Source organism: Aquirufa regiilacus (assembly GCF_032470275.1).
Lineage (GTDB): Bacteria > Bacteroidota > Bacteroidia > Cytophagales > Spirosomataceae > Aquirufa > Aquirufa regiilacus.
On record NZ_JAVNWW010000003.1, the window covers coordinates 217,896 to 236,231 of the forward strand.

Annotated in this window: 17 protein-coding genes; 10 read left to right on the forward strand and 7 right to left on the reverse strand. The window is 43.2% G+C overall.

Features of this window, described 5'->3' with window-relative positions; translation table 11 throughout:
• The first annotated feature begins 119 nt into the window (after positions 1-119).
• From murD to ftsA, 6 genes are read left to right on the forward strand one after another with little or no spacing between them, the layout of a single operon-like run.
• Positions 120-1,451, forward strand: a complete 1,332-nt coding sequence (gene murD / locus PQG45_RS08480; RefSeq protein WP_315577071.1) for a UDP-N-acetylmuramoyl-L-alanine--D-glutamate ligase — start codon at positions 120-122, stop codon at positions 1,449-1,451.
• The gene (locus PQG45_RS08485; RefSeq protein ID WP_315577070.1) at positions 1,441-2,610 is read left to right on the forward strand and encodes an FtsW/RodA/SpoVE family cell cycle protein; all 1,170 of its coding nucleotides are present in this window, start codon (positions 1,441-1,443) and stop codon (positions 2,608-2,610) included. The genes murD and PQG45_RS08485 overlap by 11 nt, the downstream gene beginning before the upstream one ends.
• An 11-nt stretch (positions 2,611-2,621) precedes the next feature.
• Positions 2,622-3,722 (forward strand): undecaprenyldiphospho-muramoylpentapeptide beta-N-acetylglucosaminyltransferase, encoded by a 1,101-nt coding sequence (gene murG, locus PQG45_RS08490; RefSeq protein ID WP_315577140.1) that lies wholly within the window; start codon positions 2,622-2,624, stop codon positions 3,720-3,722.
• Positions 3,713-5,092: a UDP-N-acetylmuramate--L-alanine ligase gene (gene murC / locus PQG45_RS08495; protein WP_315577069.1), complete on the forward strand. Its 1,380-nt coding sequence runs from the start codon at positions 3,713-3,715 to the stop codon at positions 5,090-5,092. Before murG ends, murC begins: the two co-directional genes overlap by 10 nt.
• A gap of 11 nt (positions 5,093-5,103) precedes the next feature.
• On the forward strand, positions 5,104-5,892 hold the full coding sequence (locus PQG45_RS08500) for a cell division protein FtsQ/DivIB (protein WP_315577068.1): 789 nt from the start codon (positions 5,104-5,106) through the stop codon (positions 5,890-5,892).
• A gap of 55 nt (positions 5,893-5,947) precedes the next feature.
• Positions 5,948-7,276, forward strand: a complete 1,329-nt coding sequence (ftsA, locus tag PQG45_RS08505) for a cell division protein FtsA (protein ID WP_315577067.1) — start codon at positions 5,948-5,950, stop codon at positions 7,274-7,276.
• 39 nt (positions 7,277-7,315) lie between these two features.
• Here ftsA and PQG45_RS08510 read toward each other — a convergent pair whose 3' ends face one another.
• The 5 genes from PQG45_RS08510 to PQG45_RS08530 all read right to left on the reverse strand — a co-directional run bounded on the left by PQG45_RS08510 (position 7,316) and on the right by PQG45_RS08530 (position 11,105).
• Positions 7,316-8,551 (reverse strand): DEAD/DEAH box helicase, encoded by a 1,236-nt coding sequence (locus tag PQG45_RS08510; RefSeq protein ID WP_315577066.1) that lies wholly within the window; start codon positions 8,549-8,551, stop codon positions 7,316-7,318.
• A 185-nt stretch (positions 8,552-8,736) separates the two neighbouring features.
• A complete protein-coding gene (gene lpcA, locus PQG45_RS08515; RefSeq protein WP_315577065.1) occupies positions 8,737-9,315 on the reverse strand; it encodes a D-sedoheptulose 7-phosphate isomerase in 579 nt (192 codons plus the stop codon).
• Between the two features lie 33 nt (positions 9,316-9,348).
• Positions 9,349-10,095 carry a TPM domain-containing protein gene (locus PQG45_RS08520; RefSeq protein ID WP_315577064.1) on the reverse strand — a complete coding sequence of 249 codons (747 nt, stop codon included), beginning with the start codon at positions 10,093-10,095 and terminating at the stop codon, positions 9,349-9,351.
• A complete protein-coding gene (locus PQG45_RS08525) occupies positions 10,085-10,510 on the reverse strand; it encodes a TPM domain-containing protein (protein WP_315577063.1) in 426 nt (141 codons plus the stop codon). Before PQG45_RS08525 ends, PQG45_RS08520 begins: the two co-directional genes overlap by 11 nt.
• A 1-nt stretch (position 10,511) precedes the next feature.
• The gene (locus tag PQG45_RS08530; RefSeq protein ID WP_315577062.1) at positions 10,512-11,105 is read right to left on the reverse strand and encodes a LemA family protein; all 594 of its coding nucleotides are present in this window, start codon (positions 11,103-11,105) and stop codon (positions 10,512-10,514) included.
• A gap of 136 nt (positions 11,106-11,241) precedes the next feature.
• On the opposite strand from PQG45_RS08530, the gene PQG45_RS08535 reads away from it, so the two are divergent.
• Positions 11,242-13,302 carry a S9 family peptidase gene (locus PQG45_RS08535; RefSeq protein ID WP_316070686.1) on the forward strand — a complete coding sequence of 687 codons (2,061 nt, stop codon included), beginning with the start codon at positions 11,242-11,244 and terminating at the stop codon, positions 13,300-13,302.
• On the opposite strand, the gene prmC is transcribed toward PQG45_RS08535, so the two are convergent.
• A complete protein-coding gene (gene prmC, locus PQG45_RS08540) occupies positions 13,277-14,125 on the reverse strand; it encodes a peptide chain release factor N(5)-glutamine methyltransferase (protein WP_316070687.1) in 849 nt (282 codons plus the stop codon). The two genes, PQG45_RS08535 and prmC, sit on opposite strands and share 26 nt — an antisense overlap.
• 130 nt (positions 14,126-14,255) lie before the next feature.
• On the opposite strand from prmC, the gene PQG45_RS08545 reads away from it, so the two are divergent.
• Genes PQG45_RS08545 through PQG45_RS08555 form a run of 3 tightly spaced genes read left to right on the forward strand, consistent with a single transcriptional unit; the run spans position 14,256 to position 17,551 of the window.
• Complete coding sequence (locus PQG45_RS08545; RefSeq protein ID WP_315577059.1) at positions 14,256-14,819, forward strand: gluconate 2-dehydrogenase subunit 3 family protein; 564 nt, start codon at positions 14,256-14,258, stop codon at positions 14,817-14,819.
• Positions 14,816-16,528 carry a GMC family oxidoreductase gene (locus tag PQG45_RS08550; protein WP_315577058.1) on the forward strand — a complete coding sequence of 571 codons (1,713 nt, stop codon included), beginning with the start codon at positions 14,816-14,818 and terminating at the stop codon, positions 16,526-16,528. Before PQG45_RS08545 ends, PQG45_RS08550 begins: the two co-directional genes overlap by 4 nt.
• Positions 16,529-16,561: 33 nt before the next feature.
• Positions 16,562-17,551, forward strand: coding sequence for an SMP-30/gluconolactonase/LRE family protein (locus PQG45_RS08555; protein WP_315577057.1), 990 nt, complete (start codon positions 16,562-16,564; stop codon positions 17,549-17,551).
• A 23-nt stretch (positions 17,552-17,574) separates the two neighbouring features.
• Here PQG45_RS08555 and PQG45_RS08560 read toward each other — a convergent pair whose 3' ends face one another.
• Complete coding sequence (locus PQG45_RS08560; RefSeq protein ID WP_315577056.1) at positions 17,575-18,282, reverse strand: 3-keto-disaccharide hydrolase; 708 nt, start codon at positions 18,280-18,282, stop codon at positions 17,575-17,577.
• Positions 18,283-18,336: the final 54 nt, after the last annotated feature.

The window sequence follows — 18,336 nt, forward strand, 5'->3', positions numbered from 1 at the left end:
GACCTTTTTTTGTTGGCTAAATTATCCCCACATGCCCCAACCCCACTTGAATTAATCGGGACAATTTTCTAAATTGTGGTAAAATTGAATTTTAACATTTTCGAACAAAATAAGCTGCAATGGCCCAGATTGTGATATTAGGTGGTGGTGAAAGTGGTGTAGGCGCTGCCTTATTGGCGCAAGCCCAAGGTCATCAAGTCTTTCTCTCAGACCAAGGGGAATTGAAAGCCGCTTATCAGTCGGAATTAAGCCAACATCAGATACCATTCGAGTCAGGCCAACACACCCTCGAGCGTATTTTACAAGCGGATGAAATCATCATTAGCCCGGGTATTCCTGAAAAATCAGCCATCGTTCAGGCCATAAAACAACAAGGTATTTCGCTCGTTTCTGAAATCGAATACGCCGCGCGCTATACGAACGCGAAAATCATTGCCATTACAGGATCCAACGGGAAAACAACGACTACCCTCCTCACCTATCACCTGCTAAAAGAAGCCGGATATAACGTAGGACTTGCAGGGAACATTGGCCAAAGCTTTGCCAAACAAGTGTTGGAGAAATCCTTCGACTGGTATGTCTTGGAAATTTCAAGCTTCCAACTTGACCGTTGCTTCCATTTCGCACCAGACATTGCCGTATTAGTTAACATTACACCCGATCACCTGGATCGCTACGAATACAAATTCGAAAACTACATCCACTCCAAATTCCGTATTTTCCAAAATGCGCAAGCATCGACGAACTGCATCTATTGGGGTGATGACGAAGTAATCCAACAATACCAATCGTTAATTCCTGCAAAAACGCAGAAACAAGAGATTCGATTTGCCCCTGGAAAAGGAAGTGCGACCATTACGGAAAAAGAAATCATTTTCGAAGCTGGGAAGATCCAACGCGCATCAGCACCGATTCAAGGCCCGCACAACGCCATGAACATGTCGGCAGCCATATTAGCTGCCACAGCGGCTGGAGTGACTTGGGCCGACGTAACAAAACACCTGCCTACCTTTCAAAATGCACCGCACCGCTTAGAGCCCTGCGGCGAATGGAATGGCGTACATTTCATCAATGACTCCAAAGCAACCAATGTAGACGCCGTTTACTATGCATTAAACAGCTTCAACAAACCGATCATCTTAATCATCGGGGGAGTGGATAAAGGCAATGAATATGCCGTGCTCGACACGTTGGTGAAGGACAAGGTGAAAGGAATGATTTGCCTGGGAACCGACAATACGAAATTAGAAAAGCATTTCGGACAAACCCTTGAGCGCTTTGCTCAGACAGACCAACTCGAAACAGCCATATCACAAGCCATGGAATGGGCAAACGAGGGAGATATCATCATGCTTTCACCGGCATGTGCAAGTTTTGACTTATTCAAAAATTACGAAGATCGCGGTGACCAATTTAAGGCTACTGTCAAAAAATTGACCCATGGAAAGTAAAATCACAAAATACGTCAAGGAATATTTGGTCGGCGATTACCAAATCTGGTTCATCGTCCTACTCCTAAACATCTTCGGATTGTTGATTCAGTTTTCAACAAAAAGTCGGATGACCATGAGTGGCCCCTTCGAACCCTTAACGTCCATCGTCAAAACGATAGCTATTCTCCTTGCCTCATTTTATTTGATGTCGTGGATATCGCGGCAGAATTATATTAAAATCACCCGATTTAGTAACATATTTCTCTTCCTATCCTGGGGCCTTATTCTATTTGCTTATTTCTTTGGGGAAAGCAAAGGGGGAGCGAGTCGCTGGATTAACCTCGGATTTGTATCTTTCATGCCATCCGATATGGCGAAATTATGCCTAACAGCTAGTCTTGCGAAAATATTCTCGACCCGACAAGCCGACCAAAGCCAATACAACATTGCAACAGCGCTCGTGATTTTGATTTTAATCGGCGTGACTTGCTTCTTGATCATGTTGTCCAATTTCTCGACAAGTATTTTGATCTTTATGACGAGTATCGTCCTGATGTTTTTCGGTCGAGTTCCCATCAAATACATCAGTAGTATCGTCGGAATTGTCGCATTTCTCGCTGTCATGGTTGTTTCTTTGGGTATTGGCCAGCGTGCTGCGACGGTTCGTTCACGTATTGCAACCTTCATCACCCGTGTCAGTGAACAAGACAAATCGAAGTTGAAGGAAATGAATAAGAGTGATGAAAATTACCAAATCAACTTAAGTAAATATGCCATCTCAACAGGTGCATTAATTCCTAAAGGTCCTGGTAATAGCCAATATCGCTACTTGTTGTCACAAGCAGAATCTGACTTTATCTACGCGATTATCCTGGAAGAATACGGCCTATTCATGGGCATACTTATTCCGTTATTTTTCCTTTGGTTTATGTGGCGAGGCTCGTCCGTCATACGATACAGTGGTAAACCACTCGGCGGTTTGCTCTCCGCAGGATTAACTTTTTCGATTGTCATACAAGCGTTCATCAATATGCTCGTTGCGGTGGGTGCAGGCCCCGTAACAGGCCAACCCTTGCCCATGATTTCCGCAGGGGGAACTTCGCTCGTATTCACAGCCATCAGTATTGGACTTATCTTATCCATCAGCCGAGACAAGGAGATGGAAACTAAAATTTAATTACTTTGGGTATCAAACGCGTTATTATTTCAGGTGGTGGAACAGGTGGTCATATCTATCCAGCTATTGCCATTGCTTCAGCCTTAAAAGAAATTGACCCACAAATCGAATTCTTGTTTGTTGGAGCCGAAGGCAAAATGGAAATGGAAAAAGTTCCAAAAGCCGGATTCAACATCATCGGTCTACCGATTGTTGGCATCAACCGCGCACATCTATTAAAAAATTTATTATTTCCGGTGAAGTTGGCCAAAAGCCTTCGCAAAGCATTTCAAATCCTCGCCGACTTTAAACCCGATGTGGCCATCGGCGTAGGAGGTTATGCCTCTGGCCCGATGCTACTTGCTGCTTGGGCAAAGGGAATACCTTTTTATATCCAAGAACAGAATTCCTATGCGGGAATTACCAATAAAGCCTTGAGCTCCAAAGCCAAGCAAATATTTGTCGCCTACCCGGGCATGGAAAAGTTTTTTAGCCCATCTAAATTAATTCTTTCGGGCAATCCCGTTCGGAAAGATTTAATCGATATATCGGGGAAAAAAGCTGCCGCCGCACAATTATTCGGCTTAGCAGCTAACAAACCAACCATACTAATTATTGGAGGTAGTCAAGGTGCGCGAAGCATCAATCACGCCATCTTGCATGGCTTAGAAACGCTAGCAAATTCCGATGTTCAAATCGTTTGGCAGACAGGCGTAAGCTTTGAGTCGGAAGCGAAAGCGGCCTGCGCAACATTCCCTACCCTGCCTTCGTATGTATCAGCCTTTATTTATGAAATGGATTTAGCTTATGCGATGGCCGACTTAGTCGTTTCGCGTGCGGGAGCTTTATCCGTTTCGGAAATATGTTTAGCAGGAAAACCAAGTATTTTGGTTCCTTTTCCAAATGCTGCAGAAGACCATCAAACGGAAAACGCCAAAAGCCTTGTACAGGAAAATGCAGCCATTTTGGTACAAGACGTACTAGCAAAAGAAAACTTAGTACCTACCGCACTGAAGACATTGGCTGATAAACCTTTATTGAGCACGTTGGCTGAAAATAGTTTTGGTATGGGAAAACCCAAAGCAGCCCAAGAAATTGCAGAAACCATCCTTAAGAATTCTACATGCGCATAGACATCAAATTAGCGGAACTGAAACAAGTATACTTTTTAGGGATTGGTGGAATAGGTATGTCGGCACTTGCACGCTGGTTCCTGCAAAATGGCTTCCCAGTCGCTGGTTATGACAAAACGGAAAGCCCCTTAACGAAAACGCTTGTTGAAGAAGGCATGAATATTCATTACAGCGATGATGTTTCATTGATTCCATCGATCTGCCTTGAAAATCCCGCGGCTTGTTTATTTATCTACACCCCGGCAATTCCTGCCGATCACATTGAGAAAAACTTCTTAATTACTGCGGGAATAACGCTTTGGAAACGTTCACAGATTCTCGGCTGGATGACGGAACAAATCCCGACACTTGCCGTAGCGGGAACACATGGGAAAACAACCACTTCATCCCTGTTAACGCATTTATTAGTTCATGCAAATAAAAACGTTACCGCATTTTTAGGGGGAATTACGCAAAATTATGGGACGAATTTTATTCCCAATAAAGGGCAAGAAAATATTGTTTCTGTCGTGGAAGCCGACGAATACGATCGTTCATTTTTAACCTTACATCCACAAGCCGCTGTAGTTACCTCCACGGATGCAGATCATTTAGATATTTATGGCGCGGCAGAACAGGTTTTAGAATCATTCCAATTGTTCGTTGACCAAATTAAACCCGGTGGTTTTTTCATTCAAAATGCGGGTTTAACGCTACAAGGACCTGCGGGATCTAAGACCTTCGGAATTGACCAAGGGGATTATCAAGCACAAAATATTCGAATAGAAAACCATCGCATGGTGTTCGATATGGTCTATCCAGGTGGACGCATCACGGATATTCCAATGCGCATACCGGGATTTCATAACATTGAAAACGCATTAGCCGCTGCAGCATTGGCCATGTATCATGGACTTACGCCGGAGGAGGTAAAAGATGGAATAGCCAGTTTCAAAGGGGTCAAGCGCCGCTTTGAATACCATGTTGAAACAGCTGAACATGTCTTCATTGATGACTATGCGCATCATCCCACGGAGATTTCAGCTTGTTTGAAATCGGTGAAGGCCTTGTATCCCAACGAAAAGTTGGTCGCTATCTTTCAGCCCCATTTGTTTTCACGTACACGGGATTTCTTAACGGAATTTGGCGAGAGTTTAGCCATCGCGGATGAAATCTATTTATTGGACATTTATCCGGCACGTGAACTCCCTATTCCGGGAATAGATTCAAATTTATTATTGGAAAAAATTCCAAGCCAAAACAAGCAAGTAATAAGCAAAACGGCGTTTATTGAGCGCATGAAACTTGAGAAACCCAAACTTTTGGTCACCATGGGTGCAGGAGATATCGACTTGCTTTTGAATGATTTAAAAATGGCTGTAACTTCGTAGGATATTTTACCATGAGTCAGAAAATTCGCATTGATTTCGCGCGTGTCAAAAAGCTAATCACCTTGGTGATTTTAGCTGCTATGGCTATAGGTGCAATCATATTCGCGGAGATGAATTACCGGGATATCAAATGCACCGGGATTGTCATCAAATTAGATTCAGAAAATGAACGTCCCCTACTTAGCAAGCAGGACATCAATGTCATGGTCACGAACCAGGGCACCGATTATTTTGTAGACAAGCCCCTCGATGAGATTTCTTTACACAAAATAGAACAGCGCGTGAAGAAAATTCCGCTTGTTAAATCTTGTGAGGCGCATCATGACTTTAGTGGAAAAATCATCATTTCTGTCAAAGAATATCGCCCAATTGCACGAATCCTGCATTTTACATCAGGAGAATCCAACTACAAAGATCAATATGTGACACACGAAGGTAGGTTTATCGGGACGAGTTCGTTATTTACCCCCCGCGTGCTAATCGCGTCCGGCCCTTTTTTCACGGGCAAACGAAAAGACCTATTAGACGAGCGAGGAAAGACCTTAATTCCCTTATTTGAATTCATCAATAATGATGATTTCTGGCGTGCCCAGATTACGCAGGTAATCGTCGCAGCTGATGGCGGTGTGGTGTTAATTCCTGCCATGGGCCAAACGTATATAGACTTTGGTTTACCCATTAAAATTGAAACCAAGTTCAAAAAACTGGCATTGTTTTACAAGAAAATTATCCCCAATAAAGGTTGGAATACCTACCATTGGGTACACCTGAAATATAAGAATCAGGTAATTTGTGATTAATTGCCTAATTTTATATTTTAGTAGAATTCAACATACTTTTTAGTTCTTATTTTATATGCGAAACGATTTAATCATTGGTCTAGATATTGGAAGTTCCTCTGTACGAGCTGTTGCCGGAAAGCAAACAGCAAATGGGCAATTGGAAATCGTCGCTACTGGATCTGCAAATACATCCGGGTACATTTTACACGGAGAAATCGTTAACATCAATAAGACCTCGACAGCCATTGCGGATGCAATCAACCAAATTGCCCAAGCATTGCCAGGTAAGTCAAAAGAATATTTTTTCTCTTCCAACTTATCGGGTAGCCACATCAAGGTAACGCCTTTCACGATTTCGAAAACGCGTAAAAACCCATCAGATCCCGTTACGGTGAAGGATATCTTCGATATTACCGAAGAGGCTAAAAAGAACGTCGCGGAGAAAAATCCTTGCGTCTTACATACTTTACCCATCGGTTTTAAAGTAGGAAATCTCCCTGAAACCCTAGAACCCATTGGCCAAATTGGCGCAACGATTCAAGGTAATTTCATGGTCATTACAGCACAGCTGGATAAATTCGAATTATTTAGCCGCACGTTGAAGTCGGCAGAATCAGACCATATCAAAGGAGGAAATTTATATTTCAGTCCCTTAGCTAGTTCTAGCTCCGTATTAAATGCGGAAGAAAAACAACAAGGTGTCGTTTTAGTAGACATCGGAAGTGGAACAACCGAAATCAGTATCTATCAAAACAAGCGTTTAAAACATGCGACCGTTTTAAATTGGGGTGGTGATCGAATTACAGAAGATTTACGCGTCAGTTTAGATGTTACCGCTGAACATGCAGAAGCATTGAAAACACGTTTTGGTACTGCATTGCATCGTCTAATCGATTTAAATGAAGTGGTCTTGATTCCTGGAATTGCGGGAAGAAAACCAACGCCTATTTCGGTTAAGAATGTGGCAATCATTATTGAAGAGCGCATGAAGGAATTAGCCGCGATTGTGATGGCTGAAATTCAAAAAACGACGCAAGCTCAATTATTACGTGGCGGAATTGTTATTTGCGGTGGTGGTGCTCAACTTCCTGATTTAGATGATTTGTTCCAAAAAGTAACAGGCTTAGAAACGCGTATCGGTTTACCGGAAGCAACAGCGGCCTTTGGTTTAACTACCGACATAAAAGATCCTGCCTTTGCCACTTCCATTGGATTGGTACAAGTATACTTTGATCAAATCAATGCCGCAGAAGAAAGCGCTGAAGAATTGCCCAATATCCCTTCTTCTTCTCCAAGTCCACCTGATAAATCAAAACCAAAACCTCCAAGTATCAAAGACATCTTTGGTCGCCTAGTAGACTCTTTAGTGGGTACCGAAGGCGATGATGGCGGAAGTTATTAATCAACATAAAAAAAGGCGCTACGAATAGCGCCATTTTTGTTATGCTTGGGGAGGTCTTTTCTTCCAGACCTTCTTCTTTCCCTTAAATCCAGCACCGCTAGGCTTGAAAGCTTTTGCTTCGCTCGGATTGTAGGCAGGCGTTTCGCCAAATTCCTCAGGAACTGGTGATTTCGTTACTTCCTTTTCCAATAATCGTTCAATCGCAGCAAATTTCCGTTGCTCCGCCTCGGTAATTAATGTATATGCCGTCCCTTTCGTTTGAGCACGTGCCGTCCGACCAATCCGGTGAATATAATCTTCTCCGTCATTCGGAACGTCATAGTTGATTACTAATTCGATTTCATCGATGTCGATTCCCCGACTCAAGATATCCGTCGCAACTAAGATCTTTGTCTTCTTATTGCGGAAATCTTGCAATACTTGTTCGCGAACATCTTGTTCCAAATCGGAGTGAATTTCCTCCACCGAGAAACGCGCACGCTTCAAATCAGAAGTCAATGATTTTACATTTTGTTTACGCGAACAAAATACGATGACACGCGTATAATCTTGACGCTTCAATAAATGCTTAACTAAGGCACTCTTCTGTTTCTCATAAACCACAAAAGCCTCTTGAACAATTGCCTCTGGGGGTTTAGAAACCGCGATTGTCACCTCCACAGGATCTTGCATCAATTTACGAGCCAGGTCACGCATTTTCGGCGGCATCGTGGCAGAAAATAAAAGGTTTTGACGCTCTTTAGGTAAGTAACCCGTAATCTTCATCAGATCATCATGGAAACCCATGTCCAACATACGATCCGCCTCATCCAAGACCAAATATTTCACATGTTTCAAATCTACATACCCCATATTCAAATGGGCGATCATGCGACCTGGTGTGCAAACCACCAACTCAACCCCAGAAGTTAAAGCTGTTTTTTCCGTCGTAAACGAATTGCCATCGCCTCCGCCATAAACAGGCATGCAACTCACATTCGTGAAGTATCCCAAACCTTCCATATTACCTGCAATTTGAACAGCCAATTCGCGAGTAGGAACAATAATCAAGGCATTGATGTGATTTTCGGAATGTTCTTCCGTCAATAATTTGTGGATAATTGGCAACAAAAATGCCGCCGTTTTCCCTGTACCAGTCTGTGCCGATGCTAAGACATCGCGTCCGGCTAAAATTGGCTTCATCACCTGTTCTTGTACAGGTGTGGCCGTCTTGTAGCCCATGGATTCGATCCCTTCTAATAATTTTTCGGCTAAGCCTAGTTCTTTAAATGTCAAAATGTGTTTTTTAAGACTTTAGACATTGGACATTGGTCGTTAGACCATGTGCAACAAATAAAATCATATGAATAAAAATAGACATTAGACGCTGGACTTTGGACTTTAGACCCTACCAACTTATAATATCGAATGAATGTAATTTAACTTCTAACGTCAAACGTCTATTGTCCAACGTCTAACCTTCAATACCCCATTTCCTTTTCAATCAACTGAATCAATATATGAATCACCTTGATATGTATCTCTTGAATCCGATCCGCGTAACCGAAATGGTCTACACGCACCTCAAAGACATTGTCAAAGGCAGCTAATTGGCCACCGTCTTTTCCTGTCAATAAAACCACAGCCATTCCTTTGGCTTGAGCAGCTTTCACCGCTTCGATAATATTGGCAGAATTACCACTCGTTGATATACCAAAGAGTACATCTCCCGCATTACCCAAGCCCTCAATAAAACGAGAAAAAACATAATTATAACCAAAATCATTGCTTACACAAGAAATATGGGAAGGGTCTGAAATCGCCATCGCAGCTAATGCTGGGCGGTTTTCACGGTAACGCCCCGACAACTCTTCAGCAAAATGCATCGCATCGCAATGGCTACCTCCATTTCCACAGGCAATAATCTTTTTGCCTTGTTGGATTGCCCCCACTAAACAATTCGCTGCTTTTTCAATGGATTCTATTTTAGCAGGATTGCTAAAAAATTGATCTAAAACCTGTTGGGCTTCCTGAAGATTGGCTTGAATAATATCTTTCAATTGCTTTTAATTTTGCACAAAGATACGCATAATTTAAAAATCCCCACCGGCTCCGCCTCCACCAAAATCTCCACCCCCAAAACCGCCAAAATCAAAGCCTCCACCGCCGGATGAACCACCACGGTCATAACCACCACCTCCTAAGAAAATAGGTGGGAAAAACATGCCACCACCTCGGGAACCGGGATTAGACCCTCCGCCCTTATTTTTGATGGCACGAATGATGTTAATAATGATAATGATCAAGAAGACGATAATAAAAACAGGAATTCCTGATGGCTCGTCAGAACCTTCCGACTGAAATTGCCCGCTAGCCCGTTGCATCATTTCGGTCGTTGCGACATCTAAACCATTGTAATAATCACCTCGTTTAAAATAGGGCTTGAGGATTCGATTGATGATACGCTTGCAAGTAGCATCAGGTAAAACGTCTTCAATTCCGCGTCCCGTCACAATCCGAATTTTTCGGTTGTCCATAGACACCAAAATGACAACGCCATTATTCTTCCCTTTTTGACCTACTCCCCAGGTTTTACCGATCGCCATGGCATAATCATAAGGATCTGAATTCCCCGTACTAGTCACTAAAACAATCGCAAATTGTGTTGAGGTTGAATCCGCATATCCACGTAACTTCTGCTCCAATTGCTGAGCTTCATTCGCTTGCAACAACCCTGCCTGATCAAGCACATAACCATCCGGTTTTGCAGGAATATCCTGCCCCCACATGCTCAAGGAAAGCAATAAAAAACCGATTAGTAATCTAACGCTATTCCCCATACGACAACTCATCCGATAATTCATTCACATCTTCCCGCTGGTATGGAAAGTAAATCGCTAAGGCCTCTCCGATCCGACGAACACCCAAGGCAAGTCCAGCACCGAATTCTTCCTTCGCTAATAAAGGGCGCATCTCATCCCGAATGGTTTCCCAAAATTCAAGGGGAACATTCGCATCAATCCCCTTATCCCCGATGATCGAAAATTTACGATCCTTCACAGCTAAATAAACCAATACCCCATTCTGCAAATCGGTCTTTTGCATCCCTAATTGAAAAAAGAGCACCTTCGATCGTTCGATCGGGTGCCCTTCACAATGACTTTCTACGTGTACACGAATCTCTCCAGAAGTCTTTTTTTCCGCCTCCTGAATCGCCTGAATAATTTCTACCTCGTGTGCCGCGCTTAATTGCATCTTATTTTTTCTCGTCAAAATTTACCTCCGGTGCTTTCTCAGAACCTGCGTCCGCTTGGAAGAATCCCTTCTCTGCAAAACCGGAGAAAGAAGCGATTAAGTTGTTCGGAAATGTCACGATTAAGGAATTATATCCTTTGACCGAGTCGTTAAAACGATCACGCTCTTCTTTGATACGATTTTCTGTGCCTTCCAACTGCGCTTGTAATTCAGAGAAATTCTCTGTCGCTTTCAATTGTGGATAGTTTTCAGCCACGACCATCAAACGGGATAATGCGCCTCCTAAGGAAGATTGAGCCGCTTGATATTTTTGCATATTCTCTGGACTTAAATCCTTCGCATCTAATTTCATCTGTGTCGCAGAAGCACGTGCCTCAATAACGGCTGTCAACGTTGACTTCTCAAAATTCGCTACGCCTTGAACGGTCTTCACTAAATTCGGGATTAAATCCGCACGACGTTGATACGCACTCTGCACATTCGCCCATGAAGCTTTTACCTCTTGGTCACTTGTAGCCATACTATTACGCGCACCTACACCCCAAAAAATAACCAAAGCAATTACGCCTAATACAATCCAAATTTTCTTGTTCATCGTTTAAAAAATTAAAGGTTTGTTGTTCGACAAAGGTATAAATAATTCAATATGCCTTGCCAATTTTTACATCAAAATGCTTTTTCAAGGATAAACGTTCCTTTTTCCTCCATAAATTTATTTTTAACTTGTTGCCATGTTACAAAATCTCCCCAATCCGCCTCAAGCCACTGAAATTCCAAACGAATTAATCCTGCACGGCGACGTCCGACAAGACCCCTATTTTTGGTTGAATAATCCCGAAGACCCGGCGGTCATCGATTACCTAAACCAAGAAAATAGCTATACTGAAAACGTACTCAAGCCCACAGAAGCACTTCAAAACGAATTGTTTGAAGAGATGAAAGGGCGCATGGTGGCAGATGAACAATCTGTCCCCTACTTCAATGGCAAGGATTGGTTCTACCACCGCTACGAAACGGGCGGTGAATACCCCATATATTGTCGGAAGAAATGCTCTTTGGATGCTCCAGAAGAAATTCTCCTCCACGGGAACCAATTAGGAAAAGATGAAGCCTATTTTTCCGTAGGCGGTTTGGCACTATCCGATAATGAACAAATTCTGGCTTACGCAACCGATACGGTAAGCCGGAGAAATTATACTATTTACTTTAAAAACCTGCAGACAGGTGAACTTCTCCCGGATACCATTGAAAATACCGAAGGGGGATCCTATGCCTGGTCGGCGGATTCTAACTATTTCTTCTACCTTCTCCGTGATGCACAAACTTTATTAGCCTCCAAAGTCTATCGTCATAAAATTGGCACTTCGGTAACAGAAGACGTTTTGGTGTATGAAGAAAAAAACGAGGAGTGCTACATGGGCTTAAGCAGAAGTAAGTCGAAGGAATATATTTTCTCGGTCTCAAGCCAACAAGGTGTTTATTCGGAGTATCGAATTTTAAAGACCGACAACCCGACAGGTAATTTCGAAGTATTTCAGGCAGGAGAACGCGGTTTGGAGTATTTCATTGAACATCAGTCGGATCGCTTTTTGATACGGACGAATGATCAAGATTCCACCAACTTTCAATTAATGGAATGTCCGGTAAGTGGCCCAACGGACAAGTCTGTTTGGCAAACGGTGGTAGCCCATCGTCCCGATGTTTTCTTGGATGACTTCGATGCGACAACGGAATGGATTGCTTTGGAAGTGAAAACGAATGGACTCTCCCAAATTCAGTTAATTCAGGCGGAATCCAACGAATATATCAAAATGGAAGAGGACGTTTTCCAAGTGAATATCGGCATTAATGCAGATTACAGAAGCAAAATTCTTCGCTATAATTATACCTCATTGACCTGCCCAAATTCAGTTTTGGAATACGATGGCACTAGCAAAAAATCAACTTTATTAAAAGAGGACCGAGTCCTGGGTGGGTTTGACAAAAACGAATACCAGACGGAGCGCTTATGGGCCACTGCCTGCGATGGTGTCCAAGTGCCTATTTCGTTGGTCTACAAAAAAGGCTACCAAAAAGGCCCTTTGCTACTTTATGCTTACGGTTCTTATGGCTACAGTATGGATCCTTATTTTTCATCGAGTCGATTATCGCTTTTGAATCGAGGATTTGCTTTTGCCATTGCCCACATTCGCGGCGGCCAAGAAATGGGCCGACACTGGTACGAAGATGGAAAAATGATGCGCAAGATGAATACGTTTACCGACTTCATTGATTGTGGAAAGCATTTGATCAGCATGGGTAAAGTGACCGAAAATCAATTATTTGCCCAAGGAGGGTCAGCAGGCGGTATGCTGATGGGCGGAATTATCAACATGGCTCCCAACTTATTTGCTGGGGTGATTGCTGCTGTTCCATTCGTGGATGTCGTGACGACCATGTTAGATGAAACGATTCCTTTGACGACGGGGGAATGGGAAGAATGGGGGAATCCAAAAAAGGAGGAACATTACCACTACATGAAATCTTATTCACCTTATGACAATGTCGTAGCACAAGATTACCCACACCTATTTGTAACAACCGGCTTACATGATTCTCAAGTACAATATTGGGAACCTGCCAAATGGGTAGCCAAATTGCGTAAAACGAAGACCGATAAAAATATCTTGCTATTGGATTGTGATATGTCGGCAGGCCACGGTGGCGCATCTGGACGCTACAAACGCTTCAACGATATCGCGAAAGATTATGCTTTTTTACTTGGGATCAATGAGCTGGTTTCTGCGCAATAAGCATCCGATCATTGCCATGAAAATCTTTGATTAATTGAATATTTTCAAATCCCTGTTCTTTTGCTAACGCAACATTTTGTTCTCCAAACGCCCGGTTGATTTCGAAACACAGGAATCCGTCGGGCGTTAATCTTTGTTTAGCCATCTCACCGATCACCCGATAAAAAACAAGCGGATCTTCATCTGAGACAAATAAGGCCAAATGGGGTTCGTGATCGAGCACATGGGCTTCCATTTCGGTCTTTTCTGTATCTAGAACATAGGGCGGATTAGAGACAATGATGTCCCAAGTATTTGAATCGCCAGACCATGAAAAAACATCCTGTTGGGTAAAAGTAACCTGCGCTCCTAATTGGTCCGCATTTTCTTTTGCTTTGGTAATCGCCTCGGGAGCAACATCCCATGCGCTAAGTTCTGCTTGAGGGGCTTCCAATGCCAGCGAAATGGCAATGCATCCGGAACCCGTTCCGATGTCCAACACCCGTTTTTTTTCATTTCCAATCAGATTCAATACCTGACTAACCAGCTCTTCGGTTTCCGGTCGGGGAATGAGCGTCGCAGTATTCAAGGAAAAAAGTCGGTCGAAAAAATAAGCCTTCCCTGTCACGTATTGTAGGGGTTCCCCGGCAGCGAGTCGGGACAAATCTTCCGCAAAACCACGAGGCTCTTCGACGGCTTTATCCAACAAAATATCCAAGGTATTGATCCCACAAACCATATTCAAATACCCATGTGCAATGGCCCGAGCCTCATTTGCAGGGTATTTCGCAGCAATGGCTTGCTGAATTTGTTGAGATAATGCGTTTACTGATACAAGGGACATACTTGTTTTTCGTTATGCTTAGGGCCTTTAGCTTTGCCAAACCTTAAAGGATTGGCAAAGCTACGGAAACACGGGCTGTTTGGCAACGTAAAAAAATATCCTATATTTGATACGTAAAATCCTATTACCTATGAACATAAACCGACGGGACGCCATTCAGCGCCTCAGCATCTTAATGGGCGGCATGATTTCCGCACCTGCAATGGCTGGGCTCAATGGCCAAAAATCCCATGCCACTTTTGTGCAATTCTCTGCCGCACAAGAATCTTTGGTAGCTGAAATAGCCGATACCATTATACCTACAACCGACACGCCAGGCGCAAAAGCAGCCGGTGTGGAAAAATTCATCTTGCGTGTTGTCCAAGATTGTTATCCGGAGGCCAACCAAAAAGCATTCGCAGAAGGATTAGCTAAACTAGATTCCGATTGCCAAACGCGTTTTGGCAAGGGATTCATCGATGCATCTTCAACGCAACGCAAGGAGGCATTGACCACCTGCATGCTCGAGTCTGATGCCACGCGCAAAAGCAAAAAAGGCCAACCGACCTTCTTTTTTATGATCAAAGAATTAACGACAACCGGCTATTTTACCTCGGAAATCGGGGCAACAAAAGCATTGGAATACTTGCCTATTCCGGGCAAATTTGACGGCTGTATGCCAATATCTCCTTCACAAAAAACTTGGGCACTATGAATCTGAACATTGACGCAATCAAATCGATGACTTATGACGCAATCGTCGTAGGATCTGGCGTTTCCGGCGGATATGCTGCCAAGGAACTAACTGAAAAAGGCTTACGCGTATTGGTCCTGGAAAAAGGAAAGAAATTCGACCACGTAACTGCCTATGAACCAAGCTACAAAGATCCTTGGGATTTTAAATACAATGGTTTATTGACCAACGAGCAAAAAGCTTCACACCCAAAACTTTCCCGCGATTATCCCTACAATGAGATGACCGAGAAATATTGGATGAATGACTCCGATGCCCTTTACAAAGAAGTTAAACGCTTCGACTGGTTCCGTCCCGATATCGTAGGAGGTAAATCCATTATGTGGGGCCGACAAACCTACCGTTTATCGGACATCGACTTTGAAGCCAATTTAAAAGATGGCGTTGCAGTTGACTGGCCGATTCGCTACAAAGACATCGCACCCTGGTATTCCTATGTAGAAAAACACGTAGGTATTTCGGGTGAGGCATTGGGGTTACCCCAATTACCGGATTCTGAGTTCTTGAAACCGATGGACATGTACTGCGTGGAAAAGGAAGTGCGTCAACGCATCGAAAAGAATTTCCCAGGTCGTAACATGACGATTGGTCGGGTGGCCAACTTGTCTGAAGCCAAAGAAGCTCAGTTAAAAATTGGCCGGTCTGCCTGTCAATATCGCAATAAATGTCGTTTAGGGTGTCCTTATGGCGCATATTTCAGTACGCAATCTTGTACATTACCTCCAGCGGCGAAAACGGGATTATTGACCTTGCGTCCGGATTCTGTTGTTTCGGAAATCTTGTTTGACAATGCCAAACAAAAAGCAACGGGTGTGCGTGTGATCGATACGGTAACCAAAGATGTGCGCGAATACTTTGCGAAAATCATCTTCGTTTGTGGCTCTACCGTAGCTACGACAGCTTTATTATTGAACTCAAAATCAGCTCGTTTCCAAAATGGATTAGGAAATGATTCTGGAGAATTGGGACATAATTTGATGGATCACCACTTCCGCGTAGGGGCTGCTGGTACTTGGGAAGGCGATGAAGATAAATACTACATTGGCCGCCGGGCGAATGGAATTTACATCCCACGTTACCGGAACATTGGCAATGACAAACGTGATTATTTACGTGGGTTTGGCTATCAAGGCGGTGGGTCTCGTCAAAGTTGGAATCGCGGAGTAAACGACATGAGTTTTGGAGCTGATTATAAAGATTCGATGACGAAACCAGGCCCATGGACGATGAACTTGGGTGGATTTGGTGAGACATTACCGTACCACGAGAACAAAATGTATTTGGATCCTACCACGAAAGACAAGTGGGGCATTCCAGTCGTTGTATTTGATGCAGAATTCAAAGAAAATGAAATGAAGATGCGGAAAGACATGATGGAAGATGCCAAAGAGATGTTGGAAAGCGCCGGCTTGAAAAACGTTCGTGCATTCGACAATGGCTCTTACCCAGGTATGGCGATTCATGAAATGGGTACTGCTCGCATGGGCCGTGATCCAAAAACATCTGTGTTAAATGGCAACAACCAATTGCACGGCGTGAAGAACGTATTTGTAACCGATGGAGCTTGTATGACTTCGACGTCCTGCGTGAATCCATCGTTGACTTACATGGCCTTGACGGCGCGTGCCGCCGACTTTGCTGTAAAAGAAAGTAAAAAGAAACATCTATAATGAAAATGGGCTTCGGCCCATTTTTTTTGAACTATGAAAAAAATCCTATGCATGATTGGACTCATGAGCGCTAGCCTGAGTTCTATCGCACAATATCAAACCATCGGAAAAATCCATCGATACGATGCAGGTTTAGATGCCTTACTCGACACGACAGCCAAAATTGAAATCGTTGCCCAAGGATTTACCTGGTCGGAGGGCCCAGTTTGGGTAAAAAAAGGAGCTTATTTACTCTTCACCGATGTACCCGAAAATACCATTCATAAGTGGTCTGAGGCCAAAGGGCTCGAGGTATTCCTAAAACCATCCGGCTTTACCGGTACAGGCGTTTATTCCGAAGAACCTGGAGCGAATGGCTTAATCATCAATACAAAAGGCAACTTGGTATCCTGTGAACACGGGGATCGCAGGATTGCTGAAATGCCGCTAAATCATCCCGATCAGAAAAAAACCTTGGCACATACCTTTGAAGGGAAGCAATTAAATAGTCCGAATGATTTAGTTCAGAAAAAATCGGGTGATTATTATTTTACAGATCCACCCTACGGATTACCGGGTCGGGGTAAACCGGAACCCGCCAAAGAACTCGATTTTCAAGGAGTATACCGGATCAACACAAAAGGAGAAATCAGTTTACAGATCAAAGATTTAAGCCGACCGAACGGACTCGCATTCAATCCAGACGAAAGCATTTTGTACGTGGGAACCTCTGAACGCCCCACGTTAATTAATGCCTACCCAGTGGATAAAGCGGGGAATTTAGGCGCAGGTAAATTATTTTTTGATGCAGCGGAACTAGCCAAAGAAGGTATCCGAGGTGGTTATGATGGCATGAAAGTAGACGCGAAAGGAAATGTTTGGACAACAGGACCAGGAGGTGTATTAATCATCAATTCAGCTGGGAAATTACTCGGACGGATCGCGACAGGAAATGCGAATTCCAATGTAGCATTTGGAGGAGCGGATGGAAAATATTTATTCATCACTTCCGATATGAACTTATTACGTATTAAAATAAAATAGGGGGCACACGCCCCCTATTTCTTTTACAATTCTTTGATTTTAATGTTTCGATACCAAACAGGATTTCCGTGATCTTGCAAAGCAATGCGCCCTTGCATATTCACGCCAAAACCTGGCATCGTTTTGAATTTAGATCCGGCAACCATCGCCTTCCAATTCGCATTGTCGGTACGTGTCTCCACGACTTTCGAACCGTTTAAATATAATTGTAACAATCCACGGTTATTCACAATACGTGCTGTATTCCATTCGCCTACAGGCTTCGTTACATTCACCGACGATTTAATTAAATCATACAAGTCGCCTGAATTATGTTTGATAATCTTCCCATCTGGGTGACCTGCATCGTCAAGCACCTGCATCTCAGGTCCTGTGTTATAGGTACTGTGGTATTTAACGGGATCTTCCGTTACGTTGAAAATAATACCACTATTTCCATTCGGTGAGATTTTCCAATCCACAGAAAAATCGTAATTCACGTATTCGGCATCCGTGATTAAATCGCCGCCATCTTTTTTGGCTAAATCAAATCCAATGATGCCATCTTCAATCGTCCAAGAAGCGCCTACTTGACCGGGTTTACCGTAGGTATGCCAACCAGTAAACGTCTTTCCGTCGAATAATAATTTAAATCCTTCTTTCTTTTCTTGCTTCGAAAGAGCATTCATTCCTTGCCCAAATGCCATCAGACCCGAGGCCATGCAAGCGCAAATCAATATCAATTTTTTCATGTGGATAAATAAGTTTAAGATTTACAATACTAAAAAAAGAATTCAATACTTGTA

Bases quoted from the DNA above. Each gene is read 5' to 3' on its own strand.
- murD (WP_315577071.1), top strand. From the start codon at position 120: ATGGCCCAGATTGTGATATTAGGTGGTGGTGAAAGTGGTGTAGGCGCT.
- PQG45_RS08485 (WP_315577070.1), top strand. From the start codon at position 1,441: ATGGAAAGTAAAATCACAAAATACGTCAAGGAATATTTGGTCGGCGAT.
- murC (WP_315577069.1), top strand. From the start codon at position 3,713: ATGCGCATAGACATCAAATTAGCGGAACTGAAACAAGTATACTTTTTA.
- PQG45_RS08500 (WP_315577068.1), top strand. From the start codon at position 5,104: ATGAGTCAGAAAATTCGCATTGATTTCGCGCGTGTCAAAAAGCTAATC.
- ftsA (WP_315577067.1), top strand. From the start codon at position 5,948: ATGCGAAACGATTTAATCATTGGTCTAGATATTGGAAGTTCCTCTGTA.
- PQG45_RS08520 (WP_315577064.1), bottom strand. From the start codon at position 10,095: ATGGGGAATAGCGTTAGATTACTAATCGGTTTTTTATTGCTTTCCTTG.
- PQG45_RS08525 (WP_315577063.1), bottom strand. From the start codon at position 10,510: ATGCAATTAAGCGCGGCACACGAGGTAGAAATTATTCAGGCGATTCAG.
- PQG45_RS08530 (WP_315577062.1), bottom strand. From the start codon at position 11,105: ATGAACAAGAAAATTTGGATTGTATTAGGCGTAATTGCTTTGGTTATT.
- PQG45_RS08535 (WP_316070686.1), top strand. From the start codon at position 11,242: ATGTTACAAAATCTCCCCAATCCGCCTCAAGCCACTGAAATTCCAAAC.
- prmC (WP_316070687.1), bottom strand. From the start codon at position 14,125: ATGTCCCTTGTATCAGTAAACGCATTATCTCAACAAATTCAGCAAGCC.
- PQG45_RS08545 (WP_315577059.1), top strand. From the start codon at position 14,256: ATGAACATAAACCGACGGGACGCCATTCAGCGCCTCAGCATCTTAATG.
- PQG45_RS08550 (WP_315577058.1), top strand. From the start codon at position 14,816: ATGAATCTGAACATTGACGCAATCAAATCGATGACTTATGACGCAATC.
- PQG45_RS08555 (WP_315577057.1), top strand. From the start codon at position 16,562: ATGAAAAAAATCCTATGCATGATTGGACTCATGAGCGCTAGCCTGAGT.
- PQG45_RS08560 (WP_315577056.1), bottom strand. From the start codon at position 18,282: ATGAAAAAATTGATATTGATTTGCGCTTGCATGGCCTCGGGTCTGATG.